The organism is Devosia sp. FKR38, assembly GCF_005222805.1.
Classification (GTDB): domain Bacteria; phylum Pseudomonadota; class Alphaproteobacteria; order Rhizobiales; family Devosiaceae; genus Devosia.
This window is the reverse complement of record NZ_STGC01000005.1, coordinates 1-25804: the sequence shown is the minus strand read 5'-3', so window position 1 is coordinate 25804 and position 25804 is coordinate 1. Positions and strand designations below refer to the sequence as shown.

General features: G+C 64.2%; 27 protein-coding genes. 14 read left to right on the top strand and 13 right to left on the bottom strand.

All coding sequences use genetic code 11. From position 1 onward, the window contains the following. Window positions 1-107: 107 nt before the first annotated feature. A complete protein-coding gene (locus tag E8M79_RS05250) occupies window positions 108-1139 on the bottom strand; it encodes a LysR family transcriptional regulator (protein WP_137150907.1) in 1032 nt (343 codons plus the stop codon). Here E8M79_RS05250 and E8M79_RS05245 point away from each other — a divergent pair. The 5 genes from E8M79_RS05245 to E8M79_RS05225 are packed head-to-tail and all read left to right on the top strand — an operon-like array spanning window position 1139 to window position 7179. Further along, window positions 1139-2605: a M81 family metallopeptidase gene (locus tag E8M79_RS05245; RefSeq protein ID WP_171015727.1), complete on the top strand. Its 1467-nt coding sequence runs from the start codon at window positions 1139-1141 to the stop codon at window positions 2603-2605. The two genes, E8M79_RS05250 and E8M79_RS05245, sit on opposite strands and share 1 nt — an antisense overlap. Continuing rightward, window positions 2602-4128 (top strand): sugar ABC transporter ATP-binding protein, encoded by a 1527-nt coding sequence (locus E8M79_RS05240; protein ID WP_137150905.1) that lies wholly within the window; start codon window positions 2602-2604, stop codon window positions 4126-4128. The genes E8M79_RS05245 and E8M79_RS05240 overlap by 4 nt, the downstream gene beginning before the upstream one ends. Window positions 4129-4130: 2 nt before the next feature. After that, on the top strand, window positions 4131-5138 hold the full coding sequence (locus tag E8M79_RS05235; protein ID WP_171015726.1) for an ABC transporter permease: 1008 nt from the start codon (window positions 4131-4133) through the stop codon (window positions 5136-5138). 52 nt (window positions 5139-5190) lie between these two features. Beyond that, window positions 5191-6294: a sugar ABC transporter substrate-binding protein gene (locus tag E8M79_RS05230; protein ID WP_171015725.1), complete on the top strand. Its 1104-nt coding sequence runs from the start codon at window positions 5191-5193 to the stop codon at window positions 6292-6294. A 48-nt stretch (window positions 6295-6342) separates the two neighbouring features. Continuing rightward, complete coding sequence (locus tag E8M79_RS05225; protein WP_137150902.1) at window positions 6343-7179, top strand: serine hydrolase; 837 nt, start codon at window positions 6343-6345, stop codon at window positions 7177-7179. 743 nt (window positions 7180-7922) lie between these two features. On the opposite strand, the gene E8M79_RS05220 is transcribed toward E8M79_RS05225, so the two are convergent. Next, window positions 7923-8663: a PRC-barrel domain-containing protein gene (locus tag E8M79_RS05220; RefSeq protein WP_205747881.1), complete on the bottom strand. Its 741-nt coding sequence runs from the start codon at window positions 8661-8663 to the stop codon at window positions 7923-7925. A 328-nt stretch (window positions 8664-8991) separates the two neighbouring features. Between E8M79_RS05220 and E8M79_RS05215 the strand changes: the two genes are divergently transcribed. Next, entirely contained in the window at window positions 8992-9894 is a 903-nt protein-coding gene (locus E8M79_RS05215) for an SDR family oxidoreductase (RefSeq protein ID WP_137153265.1), read from the top strand. An 81-nt stretch (window positions 9895-9975) separates the two neighbouring features. Here the strand turns inward: E8M79_RS05215 and E8M79_RS05210 are convergent, their stop codons facing one another. Further along, window positions 9976-10473 (bottom strand): ferritin-like domain-containing protein, encoded by a 498-nt coding sequence (locus tag E8M79_RS05210; RefSeq protein WP_137150901.1) that lies wholly within the window; start codon window positions 10471-10473, stop codon window positions 9976-9978. Window positions 10474-10735: 262 nt separating this feature from the next. Here E8M79_RS05210 and E8M79_RS05205 point away from each other — a divergent pair, with 262 nt between their 5' ends. After that, window positions 10736-11359 carry a sigma-70 family RNA polymerase sigma factor gene (locus tag E8M79_RS05205; protein WP_248304906.1) on the top strand — a complete coding sequence of 208 codons (624 nt, stop codon included), beginning with the start codon at window positions 10736-10738 and terminating at the stop codon, window positions 11357-11359. 22 nt (window positions 11360-11381) lie between these two features. Here E8M79_RS05205 and E8M79_RS05200 read toward each other — a convergent pair whose 3' ends face one another. Beyond that, a complete protein-coding gene (locus E8M79_RS05200; RefSeq protein ID WP_137150900.1) occupies window positions 11382-11609 on the bottom strand; it encodes a hypothetical protein in 228 nt (75 codons plus the stop codon). 347 nt (window positions 11610-11956) lie between these two features. Continuing rightward, window positions 11957-12253 (bottom strand): PRC-barrel domain-containing protein, encoded by a 297-nt coding sequence (locus tag E8M79_RS05195; protein WP_137150899.1) that lies wholly within the window; start codon window positions 12251-12253, stop codon window positions 11957-11959. A gap of 309 nt (window positions 12254-12562) precedes the next feature. On the opposite strand from E8M79_RS05195, the gene E8M79_RS05190 reads away from it, so the two are divergent. Together E8M79_RS05190 and E8M79_RS05185 are read left to right on the top strand one after the other, a co-directional pair. Then, window positions 12563-13117: an MgtC/SapB family protein gene (locus E8M79_RS05190; protein ID WP_248304905.1), complete on the top strand. Its 555-nt coding sequence runs from the start codon at window positions 12563-12565 to the stop codon at window positions 13115-13117. A 16-nt stretch (window positions 13118-13133) separates the two neighbouring features. Further along, window positions 13134-13331 (top strand): DUF3008 family protein, encoded by a 198-nt coding sequence (locus E8M79_RS05185; protein ID WP_137150898.1) that lies wholly within the window; start codon window positions 13134-13136, stop codon window positions 13329-13331. A gap of 130 nt (window positions 13332-13461) precedes the next feature. Here E8M79_RS05185 and E8M79_RS05180 read toward each other — a convergent pair whose 3' ends face one another. The 4 genes from E8M79_RS05180 to E8M79_RS05165 all read right to left on the bottom strand — a co-directional run bounded on the left by E8M79_RS05180 (window position 13462) and on the right by E8M79_RS05165 (window position 16781). Continuing rightward, entirely contained in the window at window positions 13462-13857 is a 396-nt protein-coding gene (locus tag E8M79_RS05180) for a hypothetical protein (RefSeq protein ID WP_137150897.1), read from the bottom strand. Beyond that, window positions 13857-14489, bottom strand: coding sequence for a TetR/AcrR family transcriptional regulator (locus E8M79_RS05175; protein WP_137150896.1), 633 nt, complete (start codon window positions 14487-14489; stop codon window positions 13857-13859). The genes E8M79_RS05180 and E8M79_RS05175 overlap by 1 nt, the downstream gene beginning before the upstream one ends. A 135-nt stretch (window positions 14490-14624) precedes the next feature. Further along, a complete protein-coding gene (locus E8M79_RS05170) occupies window positions 14625-15650 on the bottom strand; it encodes a LacI family DNA-binding transcriptional regulator (protein WP_137150895.1) in 1026 nt (341 codons plus the stop codon). Between the two features lie 138 nt (window positions 15651-15788). After that, on the bottom strand, window positions 15789-16781 hold the full coding sequence (locus tag E8M79_RS05165; RefSeq protein ID WP_137150894.1) for a substrate-binding domain-containing protein: 993 nt from the start codon (window positions 16779-16781) through the stop codon (window positions 15789-15791). Window positions 16782-17053: 272 nt separating this feature from the next. Between E8M79_RS05165 and E8M79_RS05160 the strand changes: the two genes are divergently transcribed. Both E8M79_RS05160 and E8M79_RS05155 read left to right on the top strand, forming a co-directional pair. Beyond that, window positions 17054-17794, top strand: coding sequence for an ATP-binding cassette domain-containing protein (locus E8M79_RS05160; RefSeq protein ID WP_137150893.1), 741 nt, complete (start codon window positions 17054-17056; stop codon window positions 17792-17794). A gap of 4 nt (window positions 17795-17798) precedes the next feature. Continuing rightward, a complete protein-coding gene (locus tag E8M79_RS05155) occupies window positions 17799-18797 on the top strand; it encodes an ABC transporter permease (protein ID WP_137150892.1) in 999 nt (332 codons plus the stop codon). A 65-nt stretch (window positions 18798-18862) separates the two neighbouring features. Here E8M79_RS05155 and E8M79_RS05150 read toward each other — a convergent pair whose 3' ends face one another. The 4 genes from E8M79_RS05150 to E8M79_RS05135 are packed head-to-tail and all read right to left on the bottom strand — an operon-like array spanning window position 18863 to window position 22744. After that, window positions 18863-19774, bottom strand: coding sequence for an NAD(P)-dependent oxidoreductase (locus tag E8M79_RS05150; protein WP_137150891.1), 912 nt, complete (start codon window positions 19772-19774; stop codon window positions 18863-18865). 25 nt (window positions 19775-19799) lie between these two features. Continuing rightward, window positions 19800-20456: a 3-oxo-tetronate 4-phosphate decarboxylase gene (gene otnC, locus E8M79_RS05145; RefSeq protein ID WP_137150890.1), complete on the bottom strand. Its 657-nt coding sequence runs from the start codon at window positions 20454-20456 to the stop codon at window positions 19800-19802. Then, the gene (gene otnK, locus E8M79_RS05140) at window positions 20449-21729 is read right to left on the bottom strand and encodes a 3-oxo-tetronate kinase (RefSeq protein WP_137150889.1); all 1281 of its coding nucleotides are present in this window, start codon (window positions 21727-21729) and stop codon (window positions 20449-20451) included. Before otnK ends, otnC begins: the two co-directional genes overlap by 8 nt. Before the next feature lie 7 nt (window positions 21730-21736). After that, window positions 21737-22744: a LacI family DNA-binding transcriptional regulator gene (locus E8M79_RS05135; RefSeq protein WP_137153262.1), complete on the bottom strand. Its 1008-nt coding sequence runs from the start codon at window positions 22742-22744 to the stop codon at window positions 21737-21739. Between the two features lie 153 nt (window positions 22745-22897). Between E8M79_RS05135 and ltnD the strand changes: the two genes are divergently transcribed. The 3 genes from ltnD to E8M79_RS05120 are packed head-to-tail and all read left to right on the top strand — an operon-like array spanning window position 22898 to window position 25520. Then, window positions 22898-23815 (top strand): L-threonate dehydrogenase, encoded by a 918-nt coding sequence (gene ltnD / locus E8M79_RS05130; RefSeq protein WP_137150888.1) that lies wholly within the window; start codon window positions 22898-22900, stop codon window positions 23813-23815. Window positions 23816-23818: 3 nt separating this feature from the next. Then, window positions 23819-24592, top strand: coding sequence for a 2-oxo-tetronate isomerase (otnI, locus tag E8M79_RS05125; protein ID WP_137150887.1), 774 nt, complete (start codon window positions 23819-23821; stop codon window positions 24590-24592). Between the two features lie 34 nt (window positions 24593-24626). Further along, a complete protein-coding gene (locus E8M79_RS05120) occupies window positions 24627-25520 on the top strand; it encodes an NAD(P)-dependent oxidoreductase (protein ID WP_137150886.1) in 894 nt (297 codons plus the stop codon). Window positions 25521-25804: the final 284 nt, after the last annotated feature.

Below are 25804 nucleotides of genomic sequence, written 5' to 3'. Positions count from 1 at the left end.
GCTCAACGTCGCAACAGCTTGCTGCGTATTGGCCCGGGTGCCCCGCCGGAGCGGGTTGATCGGCGTCCGATGCGGCTCCCCCGCAAGGGCACTGGACCCATTGCCGCTCAAGCAAATCGTGCCAGACCGACAATATGGGCGGACATGAGCTGTGACAGTTCGCTTGCCGCTGGCGACAGCCTTCGGCCCTTGCGCACGAGCAATTTGGCTTCGGCGCTCTCAAACACTTCATGCGCAATGGGCAGCAAAGCCACCTTGGCTGCTTCGAGCTCGGCATGGACCGCAATGGTGGGCAACACAGTCGAGCCCAGGCCGGCGACGACGAAGGATCGCAGGCTTGCAATGGAATTGGTCTCCATCACGGGATGAGCCTTGGTTCTCTCGATGAATTCGACAACCTCGATTGCGCGCCGCAAGCCGAACCCAGGAAGGGTCAGTGCCAATCGTTCGGTCAGCAGTTCGGTGAGCGATACCGGCCCGCCGCGCTGCACCAGGTGATGTGTCGGTGCGGTCACCAGTCGGATCGGCATGGGGGCCGAGGCAATGCTGACCACGCCATCGCGGGGCACCGGATTGTGGGCCACGCCCAACTCGACACCTTCGTTGATGATCGAGGAGGCGATCTCGTCCACCGACATGGTGCGCAGCTCGATGAAGACCTTGGGATAGCGCGACTGAAACGCGCGCAGCGGTCCGCAAACCAGACCATCGACAAAGCCTTCGCCGGCAACCACCCTTACGGTTCCAGAGCGCAGGCCCCGGATGTCATCCAGCGCGGTCTGAAGGTCGGCCTGATGCAGCGTCTGCTGCTGGTGATACTCGAACAACGTATAGGCCGCTGCCGTCGGCAAAAGGGTCTTGCCCTGCCGTTCGAAAATGGCAATCCCGAGTAACCGTTCGGCCTGAGCCACGGTCCGGCTCACAACAGATGGATCGACGTTGAGGTGCTCCGACGCCGCCCGCACGCCGCCATGTCGGATCACCGCGTGGATCGTTCGCAGATGGCGCTCATCAACAATCATTGAAATGTCATAGCTGCTGTTGCACGCCATGCAACAAAAATCAGAAAAACTGCCATCGAACATAAAGTGCGCAAAACCGTAACCTGCGTAAAAGTTGAGCAGGAGAGGGGTTGGCATTGTCCGTTCGGGTCTTCATCGCGGCACTTGGTACCGAGACGAACACATTCTCCGCGATTCCGACGGGCTGGAATGCGTTTCTCGAAAGCCACTTCCGCCGCGATGGCGCTGCGGGTGACAGCCACTATTTTGGCGGGCCCAATCGCCTCTGGCGCGAGCGGTGCGACAGCCTCGGCTATGCCGTTGTCGAAAGCATTTCCACATTTGCGCAGCCATCGGGACCGACAAAGCACTCCGTCTGGGCAGAGCTGCGGGACATGGTGCTCGATGACCTTCGTGCCGCCGGTGCGATCGACATGGTGTTGCTACATCTGCATGGGGCCATGGTATCGACCGCATCGCCGGATTGCGAAGGCGAGTTGCTGGTTGCCGTGCGGGAGATCGTTGGCCCCGAAGTGGTTGTGGGAGTCGAACTTGACCTGCACTGCCACCTGACCGAGCGCATGATCGCAGCGTCCGACGTGGTCGTTCTCTACAAGGAATACCCCCACACGGACGTCTTGCCGCGCGCTGACGACCTGTTCAGCATTTGCGAGCGCACGCGCAAGGGTGATATCACGCCCAAGATGGCGTTGGTTGATTGCCGGATGCTGGCCGTCTGGCGCACCAGCCTTGAGCCCATGCGCGGCCTCGTCCAGGAAATGCTGGCGTCAGAAGGCAGCGACAAGATCATCTCGCTGAGCTTTGCCCATGGCTTCCCCTGGGCCGATGTTCCCGATGTCGGCGCAAAATTCCTTGCCATTGCCGATGGCGACCTGGCGGTCGCCGAGGATGCCGCCCGGCGCTTTGCGGCAAAGATCTGGGATCTGCGCTACGACACGGCCAGCACGCTCTTGACGCCCGCTGCAGCGGTGGAAGCGGCGCGCTCCTGCCGACAGGCGACAGTCTTTGCCGATGTCTCGGACAATGCAGGAGCTGGCGCGGGCAGCGACTCCACTTTTCTGCTCCGCGCTCTGATCGATGATGATGCCCAAAAGGTGATCCTGGGTCTGATCTGGGACCCTGTCGCCGTGCGCTTCTGCTTTGATGCGGGGATTGGCGCAACCATCGGCTTGCGGCTGGGCGGCAAGACTTCGCCCTATTCGGGCGCACCGCTCGACACGGTGGTGACCGTCAAGGGACTGGTCGAGCATGGCCGGCAGCCCTTTGCTGGCGGCGACCAGCCCATGGGTGATGCGGTCCTGGTTGGCATCGGCGGCATTGATGTCGTCATCAACAGCATCCGCACGCAGGTCTTTCACCCCGAGGCCTTCACGCAATTCGGCTGCGACCTGAGCAGCTACAGGTCGATATTCGTCAAGTCAGCCCAGCATTTCTATGCCGCATTCGAGCCGGTCGTCGACGCCATCCACTTCGTGGCCGCCCCCGGCGTCGCCTCTCCCGAGTTCACCACACTTGTGCTCAACAATGCAGGCCGCCCGTTGTGGCCGCAGGTTGACGATCCGTTTGTGGAGGTCTCGTCGTGAGTTCATCGTCCAGCACACCTTCCCTTCTGTCCCTGAAGGGTATCGGCAAGACATATGGTTTTACGACGGTTCTTGAGGGTGTCGATCTTGAGCTGGCGCGCGGCGAAACCATCGCGCTGCTCGGCGAGAACGGCGCTGGCAAGTCCACCCTGTCCAAGATCATCACGGGGGTTATTCGGCCCGATCCCGATGGCAGCATGGCGCTCGAAGGCGTGGCGACCAGCCTGCAATCGCCGCGCGACGCATTGGCCCAGGGCATCGCCCTGATCCCGCAGGAGCTGGCCTATGTACCGGCCATGAGCGTGGCCGACAACATCATGCTCAACCGGTGGAGGTCCAGCTATGGGCTGGTGACCAAGTCCGCCACCGTTGCCGCCGCCATGGCCGCGGCCAAGCGCTTCGATATTGCCCTGGGCGATCTCAGGCGCCCCATGTCGATGCTGAAGCTGGCCGAACGGCAGATCGTTGAGATCGTCAAGGCTCTGAGCCGCAATGCCCGGATCATCGTGCTCGACGAACCGACCGCCGCGCTGAGCCAGGACGAGAGCCGAGCGCTGTTCGACATCGTCGGCCGCCTCAATCGTGACGGCGTCGGCGTGCTCTATGTTTCGCACCGAATGGACGAAGTGTCGGCGTTCAGCCACCGGGTTGTGGTCCTGCGCAACGGCCACAAGGTTGCCGATCTGGTGACGGCCAACACCACCCACGACGAACTCGTTACTCATATGCTGGGTCGACAGGACAGCAAGGCCGACGCCAATAGTGACGCGCCGTCGGCGCAAACTCCCACTGCACTGGAATTGGGCAACTGGCACTGCCGGGGCATTCCGTCTCTGGCCGGTGTCAGCCTCTCGGTGCGGCGCGGCGAGATCGTGGGCGTTTACGGGCTGCGCGGCTCCGGGGCCGAGCTTATCGCCGAAGGCCTGGGTGGCGCCGGCAAGGAGATCTCCGGCAATCTCCTCATCGAAGGCAAGTCGGCGACCATTCCGCGATCGCCCCTGGCAGCAAAGTCCCTGGGAATTGCCTATGTACCGGCCGAACGGAAGCGGGATGGTTTGGTTCTCAAGCTCAGCGTGGGCGCCAATCTGGTCTCGCTGATCCTTGCGAGCCTCTCCCGGTTTGGCATTGTCCGCGTGCTGGCCGAGCGCAAGAAAGCCGACAGCCTCGCCAAGAGGTTCGACGTCCGGTTCCGCCGTCTTGACCAGACCGTCGGGCAATTGAGCGGCGGCAATCAGCAAAAGATCCTGCTGGCATCACGCATGGCGATGTCACCGCAGTATCTGGTGCTGCAGGAGCCCACCCGGGGCGTCGATATCGGCGCCCGCGGCCAGATCCATCGGTTCCTGCGGGAGATCGCGAGGGCAGATTGCCCCACCCTGCTGGTCACGGCCGATATCGAGGAAGCGGTGGACTTGAGCGACCGGCTTCTGGTGATGCGCGAGGGCAGGATCGTTGGCGAATTGAGTGGGCCTGGAAAGACACAAGCAGCAGCAGCCTCACTGGCCGCAGGGGAAACACGATGACCATGAGCAGCACTGAACAACACGTCGCCCCGGCAACCTCCGCTACGGTGGCGATGAAGCAGCAGAAGCTGCGACGGATCATGCTGCAGGTGTTCGGGATAGGCTTTTTCTATCTCCTGGTGCTCGTGTTCTTTGCGTTCGCCAGCCCCTATTTCTTCACCTATAGCAACGCAACAAACATCCTGACCAATGTGGCCGTGATCGGCATCGTCGCGCTGGGCCAGTCGATGGTGATCATCTCGGGCGGCTTTGATCTGTCGGTTGGTGGAGCGGTGCCGCTGGGTGCTGTCCTCTTCGCCATCCTGGCAAACGCTGGCCTTGGTGTTGCAGGTGCAACCGCGGTTGTCGTACTCTGCGGGGCGGCCATTGGCCTGATCAATGGGCTCATCATCACCAAGATCAAGATCAGCCCACTGATCGCCACCCTCGGGACCCTCTCGATTGCCGGAGGCCTCGCCTACACAGTGACCAACGGCGTGACCGTGCCCCTGGCCAATCTGGCCGACGGGGTGCTGGCCGATTTCGCCGTACAGGGCGTGTCCTGGTACGTCATTGCTTTCGGCATTTTGGCCCTGGCGACAGCGTTTCTGCTGCGCTTCACGGTCTTCGGTCGCATGGTCTATGCCGTGGGCGGCAATCCCGAAGCGAGCCGCCTGGCCGGTATCCGCGTCGATCTGGTGATCGTGTCGGTCTATGTGCTGTGCGCGGCGCTGGCGGCCTTTGCTGGCGTGGTCGTCTCCAGCCAGCTGCTTGCCGGTTCCGCCACGGTCGGGTCGGACGCCGCACTCTCCTCGATCGCGGCTGTGGTCCTGGGCGGAGCCTCGCTGTCGGGCGGCATCGGCGGCATTGGCGGCACCATGATTGGCGTGCTGATCCTTGGCACGGTCGCCAACGGCATGGCCCTGCTGCAGGTGCCATCATTTTATCAGCAGATTGCAACGGGCGGCATTCTCCTTCTGGGAGTTGGCTTTGCCCGATTGCGGGAAGTTCTCACGCGCGAAAACGGTTGAGCGTGTGCGAAGCAGGGGAAAGGGAACGACAATGAGCTTTAACGAAACAACGATGACGAAACGCCGCACATTTCTGACGGGCCTGGCGCTTTTGGGGGGCACCGCAATCTCGGGCGTATTGCCGAGCCTGGCCTTTGGGCAGGACGCACAATACAAGTTCGCCTTTGCCAACATCCAGGAGAACGGCGAGCTGTTCAAGCAACTGGGGGATGGCTTCGAGGCAGCGGCAAAGACGGTCAATATCAGCCTGTCGCGCTACAACAACAATGGCGACGGCGTCACCACAACCAGCAACGCCCGCCTGATGGTTCAGGAACAGCCTGACGTCATCTTCGAATACAACAGCGTCGAAGGCATCGGCGCGGCGCTGCAGCGGACGTTCAACCAGGCCAATATTCCGTTCGTGGCGGTGAACATTCCCGTTCCCGGCGGCTACTGGTTCAACCTGGTCAACAAGGATCTCGGCATCGACGCCGCCAAGGTGGTGGTCGCGGCGGCGCAGGAACGGGGCTGGACCAAGGATGACACGACGGTGCTGATCGTCCAGGCGTCGTTCGCCGGCGTGGAGGTCAATGACTGCGTGCGCTACTTCTATATCCAGGCCGCGGAAATGCTGGGCATGGAGCAGGTCGCGCCCGAGGCCATCACGGCGACCACCACAACGATCTCGACCACGGGCGTTCAGGTCGATGGCAAGGCGACGCTTGAAGACAGCTACCAGGCCGTCAAGAACGTGCTGCAGACCATTCCGCAGGACCGCCATGTCCTGCTGTTCGCGGTCAACGACGACTCGGCCATCGGCGCCTGGCGCGCGATCACTGAATCGGGCCGAACAGACAATGCCCTGATCGCCGGCCTGGGTGGTTCGGTCGCGGCTCTCAAAGAGCTTCGCACCAATCCGCAATGGGTTGGCGAAGGCTCGATCTTCATGACCCATTGGGGCCAGTATTTGCTGGCCATGGGCGTGGCGATCAAGAATGGGGTGACCCCGCCGCCGCTGACCAAGTCTCCGCAGGCCGTCATCACCAAGGAGAATGTGGACCAGTATTACGACGCTGAGGGCAAGGTCATGCTGCTGCCCCCGCTGGTGCCGGAAAACCAGTATCTGGCCGATACCGGTATCCTGCAGCAGTTCGGTAATGTCGACGGTCTCTAGATTGATCGGGCCAGCTCCGGCTGGCCCGCATTCCAAGGCAGGTGAGCAATGGACGGCGAATTTAACCCAGTGACCACCGAGCTGCTGCTCGAGAGCTATCCAGGAACGCTATCCTTCTGCGCCGAAAACCTGGCCAGCGGTGCACGCATCAGCTGGCGCGAGGACCAGATCAGCGCCACAGCAAGCTGCATCAAGCTGTTCCTGCTGGTGGCGCTGTTCGCCCAGGCGGAGCGTGGTCAAGTCAGTCTTGACGAACGCACCGTCGTTGCGCCCGGCGACCATGTCGGCGGGTCTGGTGTGCTCAAGCATCTGTCGCCCGGAGTGGGGCTGTCATGGCGCGATGTCGCGACCCTGATGATCGTTCTGAGCGACAACATCGCCACCAACATGGTCATCGACCAAATCGGCTTGGAGGTCGTCAACCAGACGATCCACGCGCTCGGATTCCGGCAGACCCATCTTGTCAATCGCATCGACTTTGACGCGATAGGCGGCGACATCGCAAAACTCGCAGTGAGCACCGCCGCAGACAGCGTCGCCTGCCTGAAGGGACTGGCCATGGGCACTGTGGTGAGCCCGGAGGCGTCCCGCGCCATGCTGGATATCCTGTCGCGCCAGCACTATGTCGACCTGCTCCCACGCTATTTGCCCTACGATCCCTACGCCCGAGATCTGGGCCGTCAGTCGGCGGTATCGGTCGCCGGCAAGACCGGCTTTTTTCCTGGTTTTCGTGGCGACATCGTTCTGCTTGGCAAGGGCGACGAGCAGGTTGTCATGGCAGCATTTGCCAGCGGAGCCGATCTCTCGTTCGCCCCTGAGAACGCAATAGCCAGGGCGCTGGGCGAAATCGGCCGCTCGGCCTTCATCCGACTAACCCGGCCTTAGCTCCGCCCGTTGAGTGCATGGCTTGTCCGTGGACATTGATCCACACGCATCATGCAGGCATGCATGGGCAATGCCAGGTTTCCTCGGGGCTCGGTCCGGACGTCGGCCAAGACACCTATCACCTTGCGAAGCTCCCTTCGGAAGCCGACCATTGCAATGTAAGGCTCGACTGCCAAGGGCTCCATAGCCGAGCCGATGGCTCCTGCAGAGATGCGCGCCATGCCAGGTAAGCTGGAAACGGCCTTGCCTAGACCTGGCCGATCTGTCGGCTAGCCTGCTTTGTGCTCGGCGGTCTGCGGCGCTGCCAGATGCGGCGGGCGATCCGCAAAGAGTTGCAGGTGTCGATCCGCTATCGCGATGCCGAGGGAGCAGCAGCGCTGAATCGATCAATGACCAATTGAGGGACAGCCAGGTGTCGGCCTTCTGCGCCAACCAACCTGTCGGCGCAGACATCGCTGCGGCTGCGACCATTGCTGGCGGCACGTTCGTTTCCGGGACCGCACACTGTGAAACCTCGCGCGTGGCAGCGGCATCGATGAACAGTCCCCGGCCGCCGGGCCAAGCGGCTACACCAGCGACAGCGACGATGACCATGGTGGCGGTAGAGAAGCGGCTTGAATCGATCTCGCCGCACCGCACAGGCCTGCCCCGGAACGCGAAACTGCCGGAGCGCTGTTTGTGGCGCTCCGGCAGGTCTAGAAGTGGAGTGCCCGCCCGGCAAAGCACAGACGGGCAGAACAGCGCTAGTTTACGACTGCATTGTCCGGACCACCGAGCGTGGCTGGATCGTTTTCGTCATAGACCTGCAGGGCTTCGATCTGCTCGCGCGACCAGGGCAGATAGACCCGCGTCTCGCTGTCGTTGGAATAGACCGTCAGATCGGCGACCGGCACGGCAACGCGGTGCTGGCCCATGCCCAGAAAGCCACCCACATCGAGCACGGCATGGCTGATGGCGTCAGCCTTGACTGGCGCGGCGTCGGCCACCGGAGCGGCGTCCGAGGGGGCAACCACAGCAGCGTCGCCCGTGGCATCGGCGGGTGCCATTGCATCGGCCGGCACAGCGGCGTCCGGCTGTGCCGGAACGCTATCGGTCGCGGCCGCAGCAGGCGCCGCGCCAGCGGCTGCATCAGTGGTGCTGGCATCGATGACGAGATCCTGCACGTCGCCGATCGACTCGCCGGTCACGTCATAAATGGTGGCGCCCAGCAGATCATCGGCGGTCAGAACAGTGTCCTGGCGCACGAAGCCTTCGGGGACAGTCACCTCCGTCATGGTGCTGGCAGAGCTGTCCATGCCGGCCGCCGGTGCGGCGGGCGCAGCAGGCGGCGGGGTTTCAGCAGCCGGTGCCGGCGCAGGGGCCGGTGCGGGCGCAGGGGCAGTCTCGGTCTGGGCCATGACCGGCCCGGCCGCGAGGACCAGGGTCAGTGCAGGGCCGGACGAGAGGGCCAGAGCCAGCATGGAGGTCGTGAGAAGGGTCTTCATGGGATTCTCCTTTAGGTGCCGCCGGGCCGCGGCGGCGCGGGGTTGATGGTGAAACGGCGTCGGTGGCGCGGATGTCCGGCTCGCCCAGCTGCAATGGGGGACGTATCCCTTGCTGCACAAGCGGCCGCCGAGCCCGCCATACGCCGGGTCTGACCGGTTCAACGCGCAGCACGCCAAAATGTTCCCGACATGGGGGCGTTTCTTGCCGAGGACGGCGTCGGAGACCCGCGCAGCCCGCCGTATGCGCCCAGGTCAGGGCCGGCGACCGGTCGGAACATCCGGGCGGATTGCCGGTTGTGGTGGTATCAACATCAGCAAAGGCAGTGACATGACCCCGTCCACCGACAAGGACTCCAGCAACCAGGCCAGTGCCGGACCGGCCTATCCCAAGCCGCCGTTTCCCGAGCAGACCCAGGACCTGCCGGGCAGTTTCAAGCAGATGAGCCCGAGGCCCGATCACGGCGAGGACAGCTGGCGCGGCACCGGGCGGCTCGCGGGAAAAGTGGCGCTGATCACCGGCGGCGACAGCGGCATCGGCCGCGCGGTCGCCATTGCCTATGCCCGCGAAGGCGCAGATATCGTTTTGTCCTATCTCAGTGAAACGGACGATGCTGCCGACACAAAGCGGCTGGTCGAGGACAGCGGCCGCCGCTGCCTGACACTGGCGGGCGACATCGGGCAGGCCGATGCCTGCCGGTACATCATCGCCAGGGCCGTCGATGCCTTCGGCCGCATTGATATCCTGGTGAACAACGCGGCCCACCAGAACACCTTCGAGTCCTTGGATGCGATTTCTGACGCGGAGTGGGAGCGCACTTTTGCGGTGAACATTCATGCCATGTTCTGGCTCAGTCGCGCCGCGGTGCCGCACATGGCCCCGGGGAGCGCCATCATCAACACCGCCTCGATCAACGCCGACAGCCCCAATCCGACACTGCTGGCCTATGCCACGACCAAGGGCGCCATCCAGAATTTCTCGGCGGGCCTGGCGCAGCTGCTGGCCGACAAAGGCATCCGGGTTAATTGCGTGGCGCCGGGCCCCGTCTGGACGCCGCTGATTCCGGCCAGCATGGCGGGCAGCAAGGTGGCAAAATTCGGCGCAGACACACCCATGAAACGGCCCGCGCAGCCCGTCGAGCTGGCCTCGGCCTATGTGATGCTGGCCGAGCCAATGTCGAGCTACACCACCGGCGCCACTATTGCGGTCACCGGGGGGCGGCCGATGCTCTGACTCGGCCACCCTGCCCCCGCACTACGGCGCAAAAAATCCGGCGTCGCTCAGGGCGACGCCGGTTCCTTGCGCTGACCGCAATCAGGCGGCTTGCAACGCCGCCTTGTTCACCGAGCCCTTGGCAAGCTTGGTCAGGGCGCTGTCAGTCGCCTCTTCTTCGTTCAGGGTGTCCTGGAAGATGCCGGCGATGTCGCTGTGGCCGAGCAGCTCAGCCCAGTTGCGCAGCGTGCCATAGCGGGCGATCTCATAGTGCTCGACCGCCTGGGCGGTGGCGAGCAGGCCCGCGTCGAGGGCGGGCGAGCCCTTGAAGGCCTCCATCACCTCTTCGCCCTCTTCCACAATGCCATCGATGGCCGGGCAGGTCTTGCCACGCGCCGGCTTGCCCAGCACCTCGAACACCTGCTGCAGGCGCTCGACATGCGTCTGGGTTTCGTCCAGGTGCTTCTCAAAAGCGGCAGTCAACTCCGGCGAGACGGCGCCGCGCGCCATTTTCGGCAGAGCTTTGAGGATCTTGCGCTCGGCGTAGTAGACGTCCTTCAGCATATCCACGAACAAGTCATCAAGGGTCTTGGTCTTCATCGGTTTCTCCTTTTCCAGCCAACTGGTCCGGCTGGCTCACATGCAGAACCGATAGTTCGCCCGATTGTTCCCGCGCGTCTCGTTGCAGACCTAGTCGAGGCAAGGTCCTGACACTGCCTTAAAATGGACTTGCATGCTGACTACACCATTCTGTGAGAACGCTTTGACGCTTTGAAGATTTTTAGCACCTGACCCTATTGAAAACGCCGCGCCCGACCAGTGTTCACCCCGCTGGTTGCGCCACTTGAACAGGGAGACCATCATGATCGACCGCATGGCAATGGCCCGCACGGATAGCCCCTATCGCAGCGCTTGGGGCGGCATGACACCGTCCTCACCCGCGAGCGAACCCGAGCTCGGCGACCTGCTGTCGAGCGATCCCGATGGCCCCTCGGCCACCGCTGGAGAACGCACTGGCGAGGAGATCGTAAGCTATATTCCGGCGCTGCGGGTGTTCGCCCGCTCCTTGTGCCGCAATGTGGTGGAGGCCGATGATCTGGTGCAGGAGACGCTGCTGCGCGCCATCGAACGGGCGCGGCAGTTTGAACCGGGCACCAATCTGCGTGCGTGGCTATTCACCATCATGCGCAACCGCTTCTACACAAATTGGAGCAAGCGGGCGCGCGAGAGGACCGGCGACAAGGATTGCGTCTCGGGCGAGCCCGTCGCGATGGCCGAAACCCAGGTGTGGCACCTCCGCCTGCGCGAGATGGAAGCGGCCCTGGCGCGCCTGCCGGTCCACTACCGCGAGACCATCATGCTGGTCGCTGTGCTGGGCGAGAGCTACATCGACGCGGCGGCCATTCTGGAGTGCGATATCGGCACCGTCAAAAGCCGGATGAACCGGGCCCGGGCGGCCCTGCGGGATATCCTCGACGACGAATAGGCCGAGGCCCGCACAGATGTAATCAATGCGTGGAGCGCTTGCGCTTGCGCAGCAGGGGCGCGCTGCCATGGGCGGCTTCGAGCGCCCGCCCCAGGGCCATGCCCAGATCCTGCAGCCGGTCTGGCACGACCTCGGCCTCTGCGGCCTCGATAATCTGCGGGGCCTGCTGATCAAAAGCCTCGCCCTCGCCGTTCTCGGGGGGAGAGGATTCCAGCGGCTCACTCTGCCGGGTCTTCCCATTGTTGATCATAGCGATAACACGACCTTCCCTTGGTGTGCGCCGTAAGCATATACGCTTTTTGTCAGCGAGGCGAACTGGCTCCGTCACGGGGTCGAGCGTCGTTGAATATTATGCGTCCGGACGGCCCCTCCTGGCGCGGCGTGCGGTCCTCTGCCACATCGCGGCAGCCCCGTGCAATTCCGACCTGCCATAGCCTGTCTTTCAGGGGCCCCGCGGACGGCATCTGCGTTCCAGATCAACTCCGGTGGGGCGGGAATGTTCCGGCATTTTGCTGCCGAAACAAAGAGGGCGGCGCGATCGGATCGCGCCGCCCTCGATGCTGTCCGGCCCCGTCAGAAGACGGGGCGGTCAACCAATCAGTGCTTGTGCTCAGGCATGTCCTCAAGCTGCTCTTTGGTCCAGCTGGTGGTGCCATGCACCTCGCCCTTCTCGTCGCGCATCAGATTGATCTGATCGGCGCCGATCAGCACCGGCTTGGCCCCAAGGCCCAGAAAACCGCCGACATCGACGACGATCTGGGTCTGGGCGCCTGCGCCATGCACGTGGGAAATGGTGCCCACCTTGTGGTCGTCCGCACCATAGACAGGGGCATTGACCAGGACGGCCTCATTGAGGTCCTGGCTCGTCAGGGGGATGTGTCGGCTGTGGTCCATGAGGGGCTCCTAAAAGTTGTCGATAATGGTCCCCGGCAAGGGGATCGGAATGAAAGTGCCCGGGCGCGGTGCCGGCAAAGGCCGATAGCCTGCGCCGGCAGCGTGATGGACAATGCAGAGCGGATTGCTCCGGCTCTGTCCGCCCATCCTGCGCAGCGGCATCTTCATGGCATCAACCGCCGGGGAGCCAGATTGTTCCCGACTTTCTTGCAAGCCCCGGAACCACGGCCATCGCCTCGAGAGTAATGGCGGGTTGGAACATAAGCGCGCCCGGCGGGTTGTCCGCCCACACCTGATTGGGAGAACGCCGTGTTCGATAGTTCGATGGCTCTGGTTGCCGATGAGTTCCGCGACCCCTTTGCGGCCGTACGCTTCGAGATTGCCCTGTTGCGGCTGCTGTTTGCGGCAGGGCTGGGCGCGGCGATCGGCTTCGAGCGGGAGGTCCACGCCAATTCGGCCGGGCTGCGGACCCATATGATGGTCTCGATAGCGGCGTGCCTGTTCACCCTGATCGCCGCCGAAATCATGGCCGGCGACTTCAACGACGCCGCCCGCGTACAGACCGATCCGCTGCGCCTGATCGAGGCAGTGACCGCGGGCGTGGCTTTCCTCGCCGCCGGCTCGATCATCACCTCGGGCGGCAGGATCACAGGGCTGACCACCGGGGCCGGCATGTGGATGGCGGGTGCCATTGGCCTTGCCTGTGGCAGCGGGCTCTTGTTGCTCGCCCTATTGGCCACCGGGCTGGCTATCGTCGTGCTGTGGCTGCTTCGGCATGTGTCGCGGCGCGTGGGCAGTCAATCTGGCGTGCGCCAACACCCGGACAGCACTACCGCAGACCCTTCGGATCCCCCGAACCGCTAAGCACAAGGAGAACGCCATGCCAGCCCGATCGAAAGCCCAGCAGCAGGCCGCCGGCGCGGCCCTGTCCGCCAAGCGCGGTGAAACCGCCCGCCAGGAGCTGTTCGGCGCCTCCAAGGCCATGTTCGACAGCATGACCGAAGCCGAGTTGGAAGACCTCGCTGCCACGCCGCACCATGACCTGCCCGACCGGGTGGAGGATGATGACGACAGTTAGGTGGCAGGCGCCCCGTGCAATGGACTCTGTCCCCGGTACGCGCCGCCTGCCTGGATCTCCTCAACGGCAACCGGACGCCTTGTTCGCTGCCTGCTGGTTGAGGCACTTCCCGACGGCAGCGGTCGTGCCGTCAGTCCTGGCGCAGGATGCGGACGCGTTTGGCGGTCTGGCCTTCTTGAATGTCCAGCCATTGCGCGACGTCCGACGGTGCGGCCACATCGAGCAGGGCGTCGATGTCCAGTCCACGGCGCCGCAAGTGCTGGCGGGCCTGGTCGGGCAAGAGCCCGGTGAGGAACTGCAGCGGCGCGACGGGCAGTTTCATCGCGTCCACGCAGATGCCATCGACATATTTCTCGATCACTATGGTGCTCATGGCAGGTCCTTTCCAGGTTGAGCGGCGATGGCCGGATTGCGGCCGGCTGAACCAGGCCGCGATCATCCAGGCCGACCAGGGCCCGATGGTCGCCAGCGCGAAAAAGCTCCAGGGGCGATTGAACCGCCCGATTGTGTCGGCTTCGCGCGACATTATGGCGTGTCTCCCAGGCTGGCGAGGCGGGTCATCAGCGCGCCCTTGGCTGTGCCCAGGGCCCGTTCGATGATGATCAGCGTGGCGCGCAGCCGCGCGGCGTGCTCCTCGGGCGACCAGTTGAAGCGACCGCCGCCGAGCAGCGCCGCCTGACCGGCAAGCAGGAATTCGAGCGTCGCCTGGGCATCGTCGACGTCAAAGTCGCCCTCCCCCTTGCCCCCTTCGACAATCGCGGCCAGCACGGGCGCCAGCTGGCGCACCAGGGCGATATTGGTCAGATCGTGCAGCACGCTGTTCTCAGGATGGTTGAGCGCATCGGCCAGATAGGGCTGGCTGCGGTCGATGCGCTGCATGGCGAGCACGGCATGGGCGAAGCGGTCGAGCGCAGTGTCGCCGTTTCTGCCGGCCTCTGCGGCGGCCTGGGCCATCTGGGCCACCAGCGCATCGGCCAGCCTGGCCAGCAGGTCGTCCTTGGTCTTGAAATAGAGGTAGAACGTACCCTTGGCGATGCCGGCGCCCCGGACGATGTCGTCGATGGAAACCGCCCGCACCCCTTTTTCCTGAAACAGCTTTGCGGCGCTGGCGAGGATCTCGTTGGCGCGCTCCGGACCGCCTGACCGTCGTGGTGACATCGATGCCTCGCATAACTGACTGACGGTCAGTCAGTTATGCGAGGCTGGCACGGCTGTCAAACCATTTGCGATGGCGCGGCTGTGCGATGCGCGGGGCTAAGGCATGTGCTGGGCAGACAAGGGCGCCGCCTAGCCTCAGGCCGGCGTGGCGGCAAGGGTGCTCTCACGCACGATCAGGTCGGGATCGATCAGGGAAATACACGGCTCGGGCAGCTGGTCGCTGGCCGCGATCAGGCTCAGCAGGCGGTCGACCGCCAATGCGGTGACTTCGGCCACGGCATAATTGATGCTCGACAGCGGCGTGGCCGCATGTTCGGCAAATTCGATATTGTCAAAGCCGATGATGGCGACATCCTGCGGCACGCGCAGGCCCTGCTTTTGCGTCCAGCGCAGTGCCCCGATGGCCAGCGTGTCATTGGCGGCAAACACGGCCGTGGCGCGTTTTGGGGCAGCCATCAGCTGGTCCATGGCCTGATAGCCACTGACCACCGAATGGCCCGCCGGATCGACCAGCCAGGCTGGATCAAAGGCAATGCCGGCTTCGTCCAGCGCCTGGCGATAGCCATCCTGCTTTTCGCGATTGCCCAGCCGGTGGGCGCCATCGATGATGCCGATGCGGCGATGCCCCAGGTCGATCAGGTGCCGAACGGCACGGTAGGCGCCGCGGCGCTCGTCGACGCAGACCGCATCAATGCCAGCGTCGGGGTCGGCCACCAGCAGCACCACGGGGTAGTTGGCCTTGCGCAGGCGCCGGATATGGTCGAGCTCGCGATGGCTGCGCGGATAGATCAGCATGCCGTCCACCTGGCGGGAGCGGAACATCTCGATGACGCGTTTTTCTTCGGCCTCGTCATTGTTGGAGGTGGCAAACAGGGTCGAGTAGCCGCGCTCGGCCAGGGCCAGTTCGATGGCCTGGGCGACATGGGTCAGGGTGGGATTGGTAATATCGGTGAGCACCAGGCCAATTGTCTTGGTCTCGCGGCTCACCAGCGATTTGGCGACATGGTTGGGCAGGTAGTTGAGCGCCTCGGCTGCCTCACGAATGAGCTGGGCGGTTTCGGCGGGAATGCGCGGGCTCTGGCGCAAGGCAAGCGAGACCGTATTGACCGAGAACCCGGTCCGGTCGGCGATGTCCTTCAGTCGAACAATGGCTTTGCCCATGGCCTGATCTAGCCCCGGCGGTGCTCCCGCGCAATTGATCTCTTGTGGGTTTGCACCCCTGCCCCAGGCCGTTTCGCCCAAAGGAAACGGGGCGCGCCGCTCTGGCACGCCCCGTAACAGTGGCCGGTTGTGGTCGGATTACTTCTGGATGCAGGTGTCCACGGTGTCCTTGGTGCATTCATCCAGGCCGGTGAACACCGGATCGGCGACTTCCTTACCTTCGATCAGGTCGATCATCACGCCGGGTGCCAGATAGCCCATTTCGAACGGACGCTGGCCGACCAGGGCGGTCACCAGGCCTTCGCGCGCCAGGGCGACTTCTTCGCCGATGGTATCGGCGGCGCCGATGGCGAAGTCATTGCTGGCGATCCGGTCCTTCATGGGCCCGAACAGGTCACGATAGGGCTGCGGCGCGCCAAACAGCGGCCAGCCGCCCATGATGCCAAAGGCATCCAGGTCCGGATTGGCGGCCAGGATATCGCTCATGGCCTGAACGCCCTTGGCGCCATCGTCATTGGTGAACACCGGGCAGCCGGCGACTTCGGTCCAACCACCTTCGCCGGCCAGGGCGGCAAGGCCTTCCTGGCCGCTCAGCGCGTCGCGCATGCCCTGCGCACGGCGCAGGATATTGTCGGCAGCGGCATTGCCCTGGATCGAGCAGATGGTGCCGCCTTCGGGCTTGGCTGCCTTGATATAGTCGCCGATACGCTTGCCCATCAGGTAGTTGTCGGTGCCCAGATAGGTAGCGCGCAGGCCGGCGTCTTCCTTGGTCAGGTCAGCGTCGACGGTCATGATCGGAATGGTCGGTGCAGCGCTGCGCAGGGTATTGGCGATCAGCGGCGCATTGGACGGCGAAATGGCGACAGCCGCGGTGTCGGGCTTGCTCAGCACGTCCTGCAGGATCTGGGCCTCGCCGGCTTCGTCCGAAGTGGATGCCGGGCCAGTGTAGAAGCACTCGTATTCGGAGTCAGCGTTTTCCGAATTCCACTTCAGGCAACCCTGATGAATGGCTTCGAAGAAGGGATTGTCCAGACCCTTGACGACGATCACCAGTTGTTTCTTGGCTGCGAAGGCCGGCGATGCTCCCAGTGACAGCGCGGCAACTGCAGCGAGTAAGGCGACTTTTTTCATTGCTCTCTCCCGATTGTTGGCCGTCCTTACAATGTGCTGGTATTCCAGCTCCACTGTCCTCCATGGACTGCCGAGGGGAGGCTAATCCTGCCTCCGGTCTGCCGTCAAATCATTTAATAGTACAATTGTGATTTCACCGCGTTGACGCGGTCGAAACGATTTGCATAACTGAAATGAGGTTTCGTCCTGGGGAGGAGAAGCCCTGTATCGTCAGCGCATGACACCCAGCCGCGAGGTCTGGGGACAATAAGTCACGCGCAGAGGGAAGCAACGTGGCTGTTCTAGAATTATCCAATATTTCCAAGCACTTTGGTGCTATTCAGGCGGTGAACGACGTATCGTTCTCGCTGGAGGCCGGCGAAGTCATTGGCCTGATGGGCGACAATGGCGCCGGCAAGTCGACGCTGGTCAAGATGATCGCCGGCAACTTCGCGCCCAGCGAAGGCACCATGCGCATGGATGGCGAACCGTTGGTGATGCACCATCCGGTCGATGCCCGCCGGCATGGCATCGAAATCGTGCATCAGGACCTGGCGCTGTGCAACAATCTGACAGCGGCGGCCAATGTGTTCCTGGGTCGCGAGCTCTATCGCTGGATCGGCCCGATCCGGGTGCTGGACTATGCCACCATGTACCGACGCTCGGGCGAGATCTTTGCCGAGCTCAAGTCCGAGACGCGGCCGCGCGACCTGATCCGCAATATGTCGGGCGGGCAGCGCCAGGCCGTGGCCATCGGGCGGACGCGGCTGTCCAACCCCAAGGTTGTGCTGATGGACGAGCCGACGGCCGCCATCTCAGTGCGCCAGGTGGCCGAGGTGCTTAGCCTCATCAAGCGCCTGCGCGACCAGGGCATCACCGTGGTGCTGATCAGCCATCGCATGCCCGACGTGTTCGGCGTCGCCGACCGGGTGATCGTGCTGCGGCGCGGCACCAAGGTGGCCGACAAACGCATCGACCAGAGCTCACCCGAAGAGGTGACGGGTCTGATCACCGGCGCGATCGAGGGAGTATAGGGCCATGAGCGTCACACTCGACCAGACCATAGCCCAGCGCCAGCACACCTGGCTGACCAGCCTGCTCAAGAGCCAGGCCTTCTGGGTTTTCGTGGCCATTATCGTGGCCTGCCTGTTCCTGACGGTGGCCACCGATTCCTTTGCCACCTCCAAGAACATCTTCAACATCACCCGCAATGTCACCTTCACCGCCATCATCGCCCTGGGCATGACCATGGTGATCATCATCGGCGGTATCGATCTGTCGGTGGGCTCGGTGTTGTGCCTGTCCAGCATGGTGCTGGCGGTGACCATGCACGCCGGCTTTGGGCTCGAGGTCGGCATTCTGGTGGCGGTGGTCACTTCGCTGGCGATCGGCGCCTTCAATGGCGTGCTGATTGCCTATCTGGGCTTTCCGCCCTTTGTGGTGACCCTGGGCATGCTGTCGATTGCACGCAGCCTGGCCATGGTGGCCTCCAACAATACGGTGGTGTTCGAATTCGGCCCCGATCATGCGCGCTTGCTCGATCTGGGCGGCGGCGCCTGGCTGCTCGGCATTGCCAATCCAGTGCTCTACATGGTGGCCCTGGCGCTGATCGTCGGCTTTGTCCTCAAATGGACCAAGTTCGGCCGGCACCTTTATGCCATCGGCGGCAATGAACATGCGGCCACGCTCACCGGCGTGCCGGTGCGGCCGATCAAGGTGGTGGTCTATATGCTCTCGGCCCTGTCGGCCGGCATTGCCGGCATCGTGCAGACCGGCTGGCTGGGCGCGGTCACCACCAATCTGGGCACAGGCATGGAGCTGCAGGTGATTGCCGCAGCGGTGATCGGCGGCGCCAGCCTGATCGGCGGCATCGGCGGCGCCACCGGGGCCTTGGTGGGCGCGGCGCTGATCGAGGTGATCCGCAACAGCCTTGGCCTTCTGGGTATCAACGCCTTCTGGCAGGGCACGTTCATTGGCGCCTGCATCATCATCGCCGTGGCCTTCGAGCGGGTCCGACAAATGCGCTCCTCAGACTGAGCGGCACGCCGCCGGTCAAAGCAAAGGCCCCGCCTCGGCGGGGCCTTCGTCATCTAGAGGGCTGGTCAGTCGCCCTTGCCACCATTGAGCCGGTCGATATAGGCGGGCAGCATGGGCACATAATCCTCAGCCCCGCCGGCGGCGATGGCGGTGCCATAGGCATTCTTGACCGCATTGCCCACCGGGTTCACCAGCCCGGCCGCATTGGCCATGGATTCGAGATAGCGCAGGTCCTTGAAGGCATTGGCGAGGCTGAACTTGTGCGCCTCGCGGTCCCCCTCCAGGGTGAAGCGCATGAAGGTCTGGTAGAAGCCGCAGTCCATGCGGCCGCCGCGGATCACCTGATCGACCCGGTCGGCGGAAATGCCGACGCGGTCGGCCAGGGCCAGGGCTTCGGCATAGATTGCGCCATAGCCCAGCGAGATGAAATTGTTGAGCAGCTTCATGCGGTGGCCGTCGCCGACGCCGCCGATGTGGACGATCTTGCCGGCCCAGGTGGCAAGGATCGGCTGCAGCCGCGCGAACACTGCGTCATCAGCCCCCACCATGGTGTCGAGCGTGCCGGCCCAGGCTTCCTTGGGCGTGCGGCTGAGCGGCGCATCGGCAAAGTCGATGCCCCTGGCCTTGAGTTCAGCGGCAATGCGTACGGTCGAACTGGGGTCCGAGCTCGAGCAATCGACCACCACTGAACCCGGCTTGAGCCGGGCCAACAGGCCCTCGGGCCCGCGCACCGCTGCCTCGACCTCGGGCGAGCCGGTGACGCAGAGGAACACCACGCTCGACCGCTCGGCCAGTTCGCCGATCGAGGCGGCTTCCACGGCGCCGCGCCCGACCAGATCGGTCACCGGCTCGCGGTTGCGATGGGCCACCACGGTCAGGCCATAGCCCTTTTCGACAATGTTCTTGGCCATGCCATGGCCCATATGGCCCAGGCCGATGAAGCCGACGGTCTCGGGCGCCGTGCTGGAGTCTGACATGGAATGTCCTTTCGCGGCCCTGCCGCTATTTGAGATCGAAACGCTGCCGCAGTTCGGCAACCTGTTGCGGGGTGAGCGGGCGGATCGGCAGGCCGCGCAGCAGCAGGAACAGCCGCGCGGTCTCCTCCAGCTCCTCGGTGGCAAATTGGGCATTGGCGAGACTGGTGCCGGCCACCACCGGGCCATGGTTGGCCAGCAGCACGGCATGGTGCTCGCCCGCCAGACGGCCCACGGCCTTGGCCAGTTCGCTGTCGCCCGGCGGCAGATAGGGCACCAGCGGCAGCCGCCCGACCCGCATGATGTAATAGGCGGTGAGCGGCGGCAGCACATCGAGGGGGTCAACCCCGTCGATCAGGCTGACGGCCACCGAATGGGTGGAATGCAGATGCACCACGGCCCTGGCATCGGCGCGCTGGCCATACATGGCCATATGCAGCATGGCCTCCTTGGTCGGCGCATCGCCATCGATATGGCGGCCCGCCGCATCAAAGCGCGACAGCTGCGCCGGGTCGAGCTCGCCCATCGACACATTGGTCGGCGTCATCAACCAGCCGCCATCCTCAAGCCGCAGGCTGATATTGCCGGTCGAGCCAAAGGTCAGGCCGCGGTCGAACAGCGATTTGCCGACGCGGGTGATCTCGCTGCGCGCCAGGTTCTCGGCATGGGTCTGCGCGTCAGTCATCGAGCATGTCCCAAGCGGTGAGGAAGAAGTCCGGCGCGCCGAAATTGCCCGATTTCAGCGCCAGGGCCAGGTCCGGTTCGCCGCGACTGCGCGTCCAGGGCACGCCGGGGGCAATCTCGGGCCCGATCTCGAGCGCGGTGATGCCGAGCGCCGCAACCACGGCCCCGGAAGTCTCCCCGCCCGCCACGATGAAGCGGGCAAAGCCATTGTCACGCAGGATCACCGCCAGATTGCCCAGCATCTGCTCGATGAGCTGGCCAGCGGCGGCGGCGCCCAGTTTCTGCTGGATCTGGCGCACCGCCTCGGGCTCGTCGCTGGAATAGACCAGGGACGGCCCTTTGCCGCTATTGGCCAGCACCCAATTGGCGATATCGGCGATCGACTGCTTGCCCGATACGATATCGGCCGGCACCAGCCGCAGCGCCGGCAGTCCGGCCCCGATGGCAGCGGCCACCTGGCCGCGCGTCGCCACCGAGCAACTGCCCGCCAGGATCACCGCCTTGCCCTTTGGCGCCGTCATGCGCCCCGCCACCTCGAGCGTACCGATCTTGCCGGCAGCGCGGAAATTGTCCGGCAGGCCCATGGCAATGCCCGAGCCGCCGGTGATCAGCCGCGCCCCGGCCAGGGCCGCGCCGAGCTGGCGCAGATCGGCGTCGCGCACGGCATCGGCGATCATCAGGCGGAAGCCGGCCTGGCGTGCCTTGATCAGCAGCGCGCGGATGGCATCAGGCCCGGCCTCGACAATATCGAGCGGGATCAGCCCAACCCGGCTCGCGGTCTGTTTCTGCAACACCCGCACCAGATTGGCGTCGCGCATCGGCGTCAGCGGATGATCGCGCATGGGACTATCGGACAAAAGGCTCGCGCCAACGAAGAGGTGCCCCTGATAGACCGAGCGCCCCGCCGCCGGAAAGGCCGGACAGGCCACGGCGATGGGCGCCTCCAGCAGGTCCATCAGCGCCTCGGCCACCGGGCCGATATTGCCCTTGTCGGTGGAATCAAAGGTCGAGCAATATTTGAACAGGATCTGCTCGGCGCCCGCCGCCCGCAGCGCCAGGGCCGAGGCCAGCGCCATGGCCACGGCGTCGTCGGCGGCAATGGTGCGTGATTTGAGCGCCACCACCACGGCCTCGGCGTCGCCGAAATCGCTGCCCTCGGCCGGCACGCCGATATGCTGGATGGTCTTCATGCCATTGCGCGCCAGCATCAGCGCCAGATCGGTGGCGCCGGTCAGGTCGTCGGCGATGGCGCCAAGCAGGATGGGGGAGCTCATGGTGTCCTCACGCTGTTGCGCCGGGCAGGATTTCATAGCCGGTGTCGACCACCTGCGGCTGGCTCGGCCGCACGCGCTGGGCCAGCAGCAGTTCGATGGCCGTCTTGCCGGTCAGGAAGCGGTTCGAGCGCATGGTCGACAGCGGCGTCGGCAGCGCCTGGCCGATATCAAGCCCGTTAAAGCCAAAAAGGGCAAGGTCCTGCGGCGGCACGAGCCCAGTGGCCATGCAGTGAAACACCCCGCCGGTGGCCATGTCGTCGTTGGAGAACACCACCACATCGAGCTTTGGCCCCTGCGCCAGCAGCGCCGCGAGCTGCTCGCGCCCGGCGGCCACCGAACTCGGACCCTCAATCCGCTGCGATGCCAGAAGGCTCAGCCCCGCCTGGGCCAGGGCGGCCACCAAGCCATCATGGCGCAGCCTGGCGCGGCGGTCGGCGATCCAGTCGTGCCCGACATAGCCGAAGCGCCGATAGCCGCGTCCCAACAGATATTGCCCGGTGTCAAAGCCGGCCTGGAAATGCGAATGCCCGACCGCTAGATCGATCGGCGTGCTGTCGATTTCCATGATCTCGGCGATGCGCACGCCGCTGCCTTCGAGCATGGCCCGGGCCGCTGGCGTGTGGTCGAAGCCGGCGATGACCATGGCCTCGGGCCGCCAGGCGAGGAGCGAGGCCACCAGTTCCTCTTCCGTCACCAGATCATAGTCGCTGACGCCGATCACCGCCTGAAAGCCCGAGCCATCGAGCGCCGCGCGGATGCCGCCCAGCACTTCGGGAAAAACGATATTGGTCAGCGAGGGCACGATGACGCCCACCAGTTGCGAGCCGGACGAGGCGAGCCCACCCGCCAGGCGATTGGGCACATAGCCCGTCTCGCGCACCGCTGCCAGCACGCGGTCGCGCGTTGCCGGCGCAGCCGGTCCATGGTTGCGCAGGATGCGCGACACGGTGATCTCGCTGACCTCGGCGAGGCGCGCCACATCGGCCAGCGTCACGCCCTGGCGCCGGTCGGGCAGGCGCGTGCCGCTGCGCGTCCCTACCCGTTCCGGCTTCAGCTTGGTTGACTTGGTGACCGGCAATGGTCATGATCCCCGCGTTATGACAGCGCTAACATAGAAGCGATTACGCGCTTCGGCAACAGCGGATCGCGCCACCGGTGGGAGACAAGCATGGCCCTTTCAAATGCGCGCAACATCGCCCTGATCGGCCTGGGCTCGATGGGCCTGGGCATGGCGCGGGCGTGCCTCGCCGCCGGCCACAGTGTGAGGGGCTATGATGTCACCCCCGCTTCGGTTGCCGCGCTCACCGCAGCCGGCGGTCACGGCGCCAACAGTCCCGCCGATGCGGCAAAGGGCGCCGATATCGCCGTTGTCGTGGTGGTCAATGCCGCCCAGACCGAGACCGTGCTGTTCGGCTCCGACGGGCTGGCCAGCGTGCTGACCTCCGGCAGCGTTGTCGTCTCCTGCGCCACCATGGCGCCCGACGCCGCACGGGCGCTGGCCGCGCGCTGCGCCCAGCAGGGCATACTCTATCTCGATGCGCCCATGAGCGGCGGCGCCGTCCGCGCCGGCACGGGCGAGCTCACCTTCATGGCCTCGGGTGCCCCCGAAGCCTTCGAGGCCGCCCGCCCGGCGCTCGATGCCATGGCCGGCAAGGTCTATGAGCTGGGTGATGAGGCTGGCATTGGCGCCTCGTTCAAGATCGTCAATCAACTGCTGGCCGGCGTTCATATCGCCGCGGCCTGCGAGGCCATCACCTTTGCCAGCAAGCTCGGGCTCGATATCGCCAAGGTCTATGAGGTGATCACCGCTTCGGCCGGCAATAGCTGGATGTTCGAGAACCGCGTGCCGCATATTCTGGAGGGCGACTATTCCCCCCGCAGCGCGGTCAATATCTTCACCAAGGATCTGGGCATCGTCAGCGACATTGGTCGCGCCGAAACCTTCCCGCTGCCCATTGCCGCCTCGGCACTGCAACTGTTCCTGATGACCGCCGCCGCCGGCATGGGCAGGGACGATGATGCCTCCCCGGCCCGCATGATTGCGCAGATGACCGGGCTGACCCTGCCCACCGGACAGGACGGCTGAACCATGGCGCGCCTGGCTGCCAATCTCACCATGATGTTCACCGAGCATGGCTTTCTCGACCGCTTTGCGGCCGCCGCCGATGCCGGCTTTGATGCGGTGGAGTTCCTGTTTCCCTATGAGCATGCGCCCGAGGCGATCGCCGAGCGGCTACAGCGCCATGGGTTGACCCTGGCCCTCTTCAACCTGCCACCCGGCGACTGGGCAGCGGGCGACCGGGGCCTCGCTGCCCTGCCGCAGCGGCGCGCCGAATTCGATGCCGGCGTCGCCACAGCGCTCGAATACGCCCGGCTTCTGCGGCCACACCGCCTCCATATGATGGCGGGCCTGGCTGATCGCCGCGATCCCTTGGCCATAGCGGCCTATCAATCAGCGCTGCGCCATGCTGCTGCAGCGCTGGACGCGGAAGGGCTGGCCCTGGTGATCGAACCGATCAACCCGCGCGATATGCCGGGCTATTTCCTCAGTGATTTCAACTGGGCCGTGGCCTGCATCGACGAGCTGGCCATGCCCAATGTGCAGCTGCAATATGACATCTATCACCGCCAGATCATCCATGGCGATGTGCTGGCCAGCCTGGAGGCCATGATCTCAAGGATCGGCCATGTCCAGATCGCGGCGGTGCCGGAGCGGCATGAACCGGGCAGCGGCGAGCTCGACGATGGCCGCATTCTCAAGGCGCTCGACAGGCTGGGCTATGCCGGCTTTGTCGGGCTCGAATATCGCCCGCGGACAACGACCCTGGAGGGCCTGGCCTGGCGCCGGGCCCTGGGCGTCTAGTCCCCTTCATCCCCTTCACACAAGGATTTCCAGCATGAGCAAGCGCATCATTTTCACCGGCGGCAGCGGCAAGGCAGGGCGGCATGTGGTGCCCTATCTGCTCGACAAGGGCCACACCGTGCTCAATGTCGATCTCGTGCCGCTCAAGCATCCCGGCGTCAACACGCTGGTGGCCGATCTCACCGACAGCGGCCAGGTGTTCAACGCGCTGTCGATGCATTTCGACATGGGTGAATATGCCAGCGGTACCGGCCCGGCGCCTATCGATGCGGTGGTGCATTTCGCGGCCGTGCCGCGCGTGCTGCTGCGCCCCGATAACACCACCTTCGAGGCCAATGTCGTTTCGACCTACAATGTCATCGAAGCTGCGGTTAAACTGGGCATTCCCAAGGTCATCATCGCTTCGAGCGAGACCACCTATGGCGTGTGCTTTGCCGAAGGTGACAAGGATTTTCACAGCTTCCCGCTCGACGAGGACTATGACAGCGACCCCATGGACAGCTATGGCCTCTCCAAAGTGGTCAATGAGAAGACGGCGCGGGCCTTTGCCATGCGCAGCGGCATCGACATCTATGCCCTGCGCATCGGCAATGTCATCGAGCCGCATGAATATCCAATGTTCACCGGGTTCCTCGACAATCCCGCTTCGCGCAAGCGCAATGCCTGGAGCTATATCGATGCGCGCGATCTCGGCCAGATCGTCCATCTGTGCCTGGGCAAGGACGGGCTGGGCTATCAGGTGTTCAATGCGGTCAATGACACGATCACGGCCCGCGAGCCCACGCCGGAATTCCTCAACCGCTGGGCACCCAAGACGCCCATCACCCGCCCCATGGCACCCCAGGAGGCGCCGATCTCCAATCGCAAGATCCGCGAGGTGCTGGGCTTTGTCGAAGAGCACAACTGGCGCAAATACGTGCCGGCTTAAGCCCCGCGGCCGCTAAGCGGCTGAGAAACCACACAACCCGCGTCCGGGCAGCCTGGCCTGGCGCGGGTTTTTCTGTGCCGTGCGAGCTTTGCCGTCCAGCCACCGACCCGATGACGGGCGTTGTTGTGGCGGCGCGCTCATCCCCGTATTTGCCTTTGAGTTTGTGCCTTAGAAACGCAAAACCCCCGGTGCTTTTGCACCGGGGGTTTGTGTATTCGAGATCGTTTTGAGACCATATGTTTTTGGCAGACCTTGCAGTGACCTACTCTCCCAAGCCTTGAGAC

Bases quoted from the DNA above. Each gene is read 5' to 3' on its own strand.
- E8M79_RS05250 (WP_137150907.1), bottom strand. From the start codon at position 1,139: ATGCCAACCCCTCTCCTGCTCAACTTTTACGCAGGTTACGGTTTTGCG.
- E8M79_RS05235 (WP_171015726.1), top strand. From the start codon at position 4,131: ATGAGCAGCACTGAACAACACGTCGCCCCGGCAACCTCCGCTACGGTG.
- E8M79_RS05230 (WP_171015725.1), top strand. From the start codon at position 5,191: ATGACGAAACGCCGCACATTTCTGACGGGCCTGGCGCTTTTGGGGGGC.
- E8M79_RS05225 (WP_137150902.1), top strand. From the start codon at position 6,343: ATGGACGGCGAATTTAACCCAGTGACCACCGAGCTGCTGCTCGAGAGC.
- E8M79_RS05220 (WP_205747881.1), bottom strand. From the start codon at position 8,663: ATGAAGACCCTTCTCACGACCTCCATGCTGGCTCTGGCCCTCTCGTCC.
- E8M79_RS05215 (WP_137153265.1), top strand. From the start codon at position 8,992: ATGACCCCGTCCACCGACAAGGACTCCAGCAACCAGGCCAGTGCCGGA.
- E8M79_RS05210 (WP_137150901.1), bottom strand. From the start codon at position 10,473: ATGAAGACCAAGACCCTTGATGACTTGTTCGTGGATATGCTGAAGGAC.
- E8M79_RS05205 (WP_248304906.1), top strand. From the start codon at position 10,736: ATGATCGACCGCATGGCAATGGCCCGCACGGATAGCCCCTATCGCAGC.
- E8M79_RS05200 (WP_137150900.1), bottom strand. From the start codon at position 11,609: ATGATCAACAATGGGAAGACCCGGCAGAGTGAGCCGCTGGAATCCTCT.
- E8M79_RS05195 (WP_137150899.1), bottom strand. From the start codon at position 12,253: ATGGACCACAGCCGACACATCCCCCTGACGAGCCAGGACCTCAATGAG.
- E8M79_RS05185 (WP_137150898.1), top strand. From the start codon at position 13,134: ATGCCAGCCCGATCGAAAGCCCAGCAGCAGGCCGCCGGCGCGGCCCTG.
- E8M79_RS05180 (WP_137150897.1), bottom strand. From the start codon at position 13,857: ATGTCGCGCGAAGCCGACACAATCGGGCGGTTCAATCGCCCCTGGAGC.
- E8M79_RS05175 (WP_137150896.1), bottom strand. From the start codon at position 14,489: ATGTCACCACGACGGTCAGGCGGTCCGGAGCGCGCCAACGAGATCCTC.
- E8M79_RS05170 (WP_137150895.1), bottom strand. From the start codon at position 15,650: ATGGGCAAAGCCATTGTTCGACTGAAGGACATCGCCGACCGGACCGGG.
- E8M79_RS05165 (WP_137150894.1), bottom strand. From the start codon at position 16,781: ATGAAAAAAGTCGCCTTACTCGCTGCAGTTGCCGCGCTGTCACTGGGA.
- E8M79_RS05155 (WP_137150892.1), top strand. From the start codon at position 17,799: ATGAGCGTCACACTCGACCAGACCATAGCCCAGCGCCAGCACACCTGG.
- E8M79_RS05150 (WP_137150891.1), bottom strand. From the start codon at position 19,774: ATGTCAGACTCCAGCACGGCGCCCGAGACCGTCGGCTTCATCGGCCTG.
- otnC (WP_137150890.1), bottom strand. From the start codon at position 20,456: ATGACTGACGCGCAGACCCATGCCGAGAACCTGGCGCGCAGCGAGATC.
- otnK (WP_137150889.1), bottom strand. From the start codon at position 21,729: ATGAGCTCCCCCATCCTGCTTGGCGCCATCGCCGACGACCTGACCGGC.
- ltnD (WP_137150888.1), top strand. From the start codon at position 22,898: ATGGCCCTTTCAAATGCGCGCAACATCGCCCTGATCGGCCTGGGCTCG.
- otnI (WP_137150887.1), top strand. From the start codon at position 23,819: ATGGCGCGCCTGGCTGCCAATCTCACCATGATGTTCACCGAGCATGGC.
- E8M79_RS05120 (WP_137150886.1), top strand. From the start codon at position 24,627: ATGAGCAAGCGCATCATTTTCACCGGCGGCAGCGGCAAGGCAGGGCGG.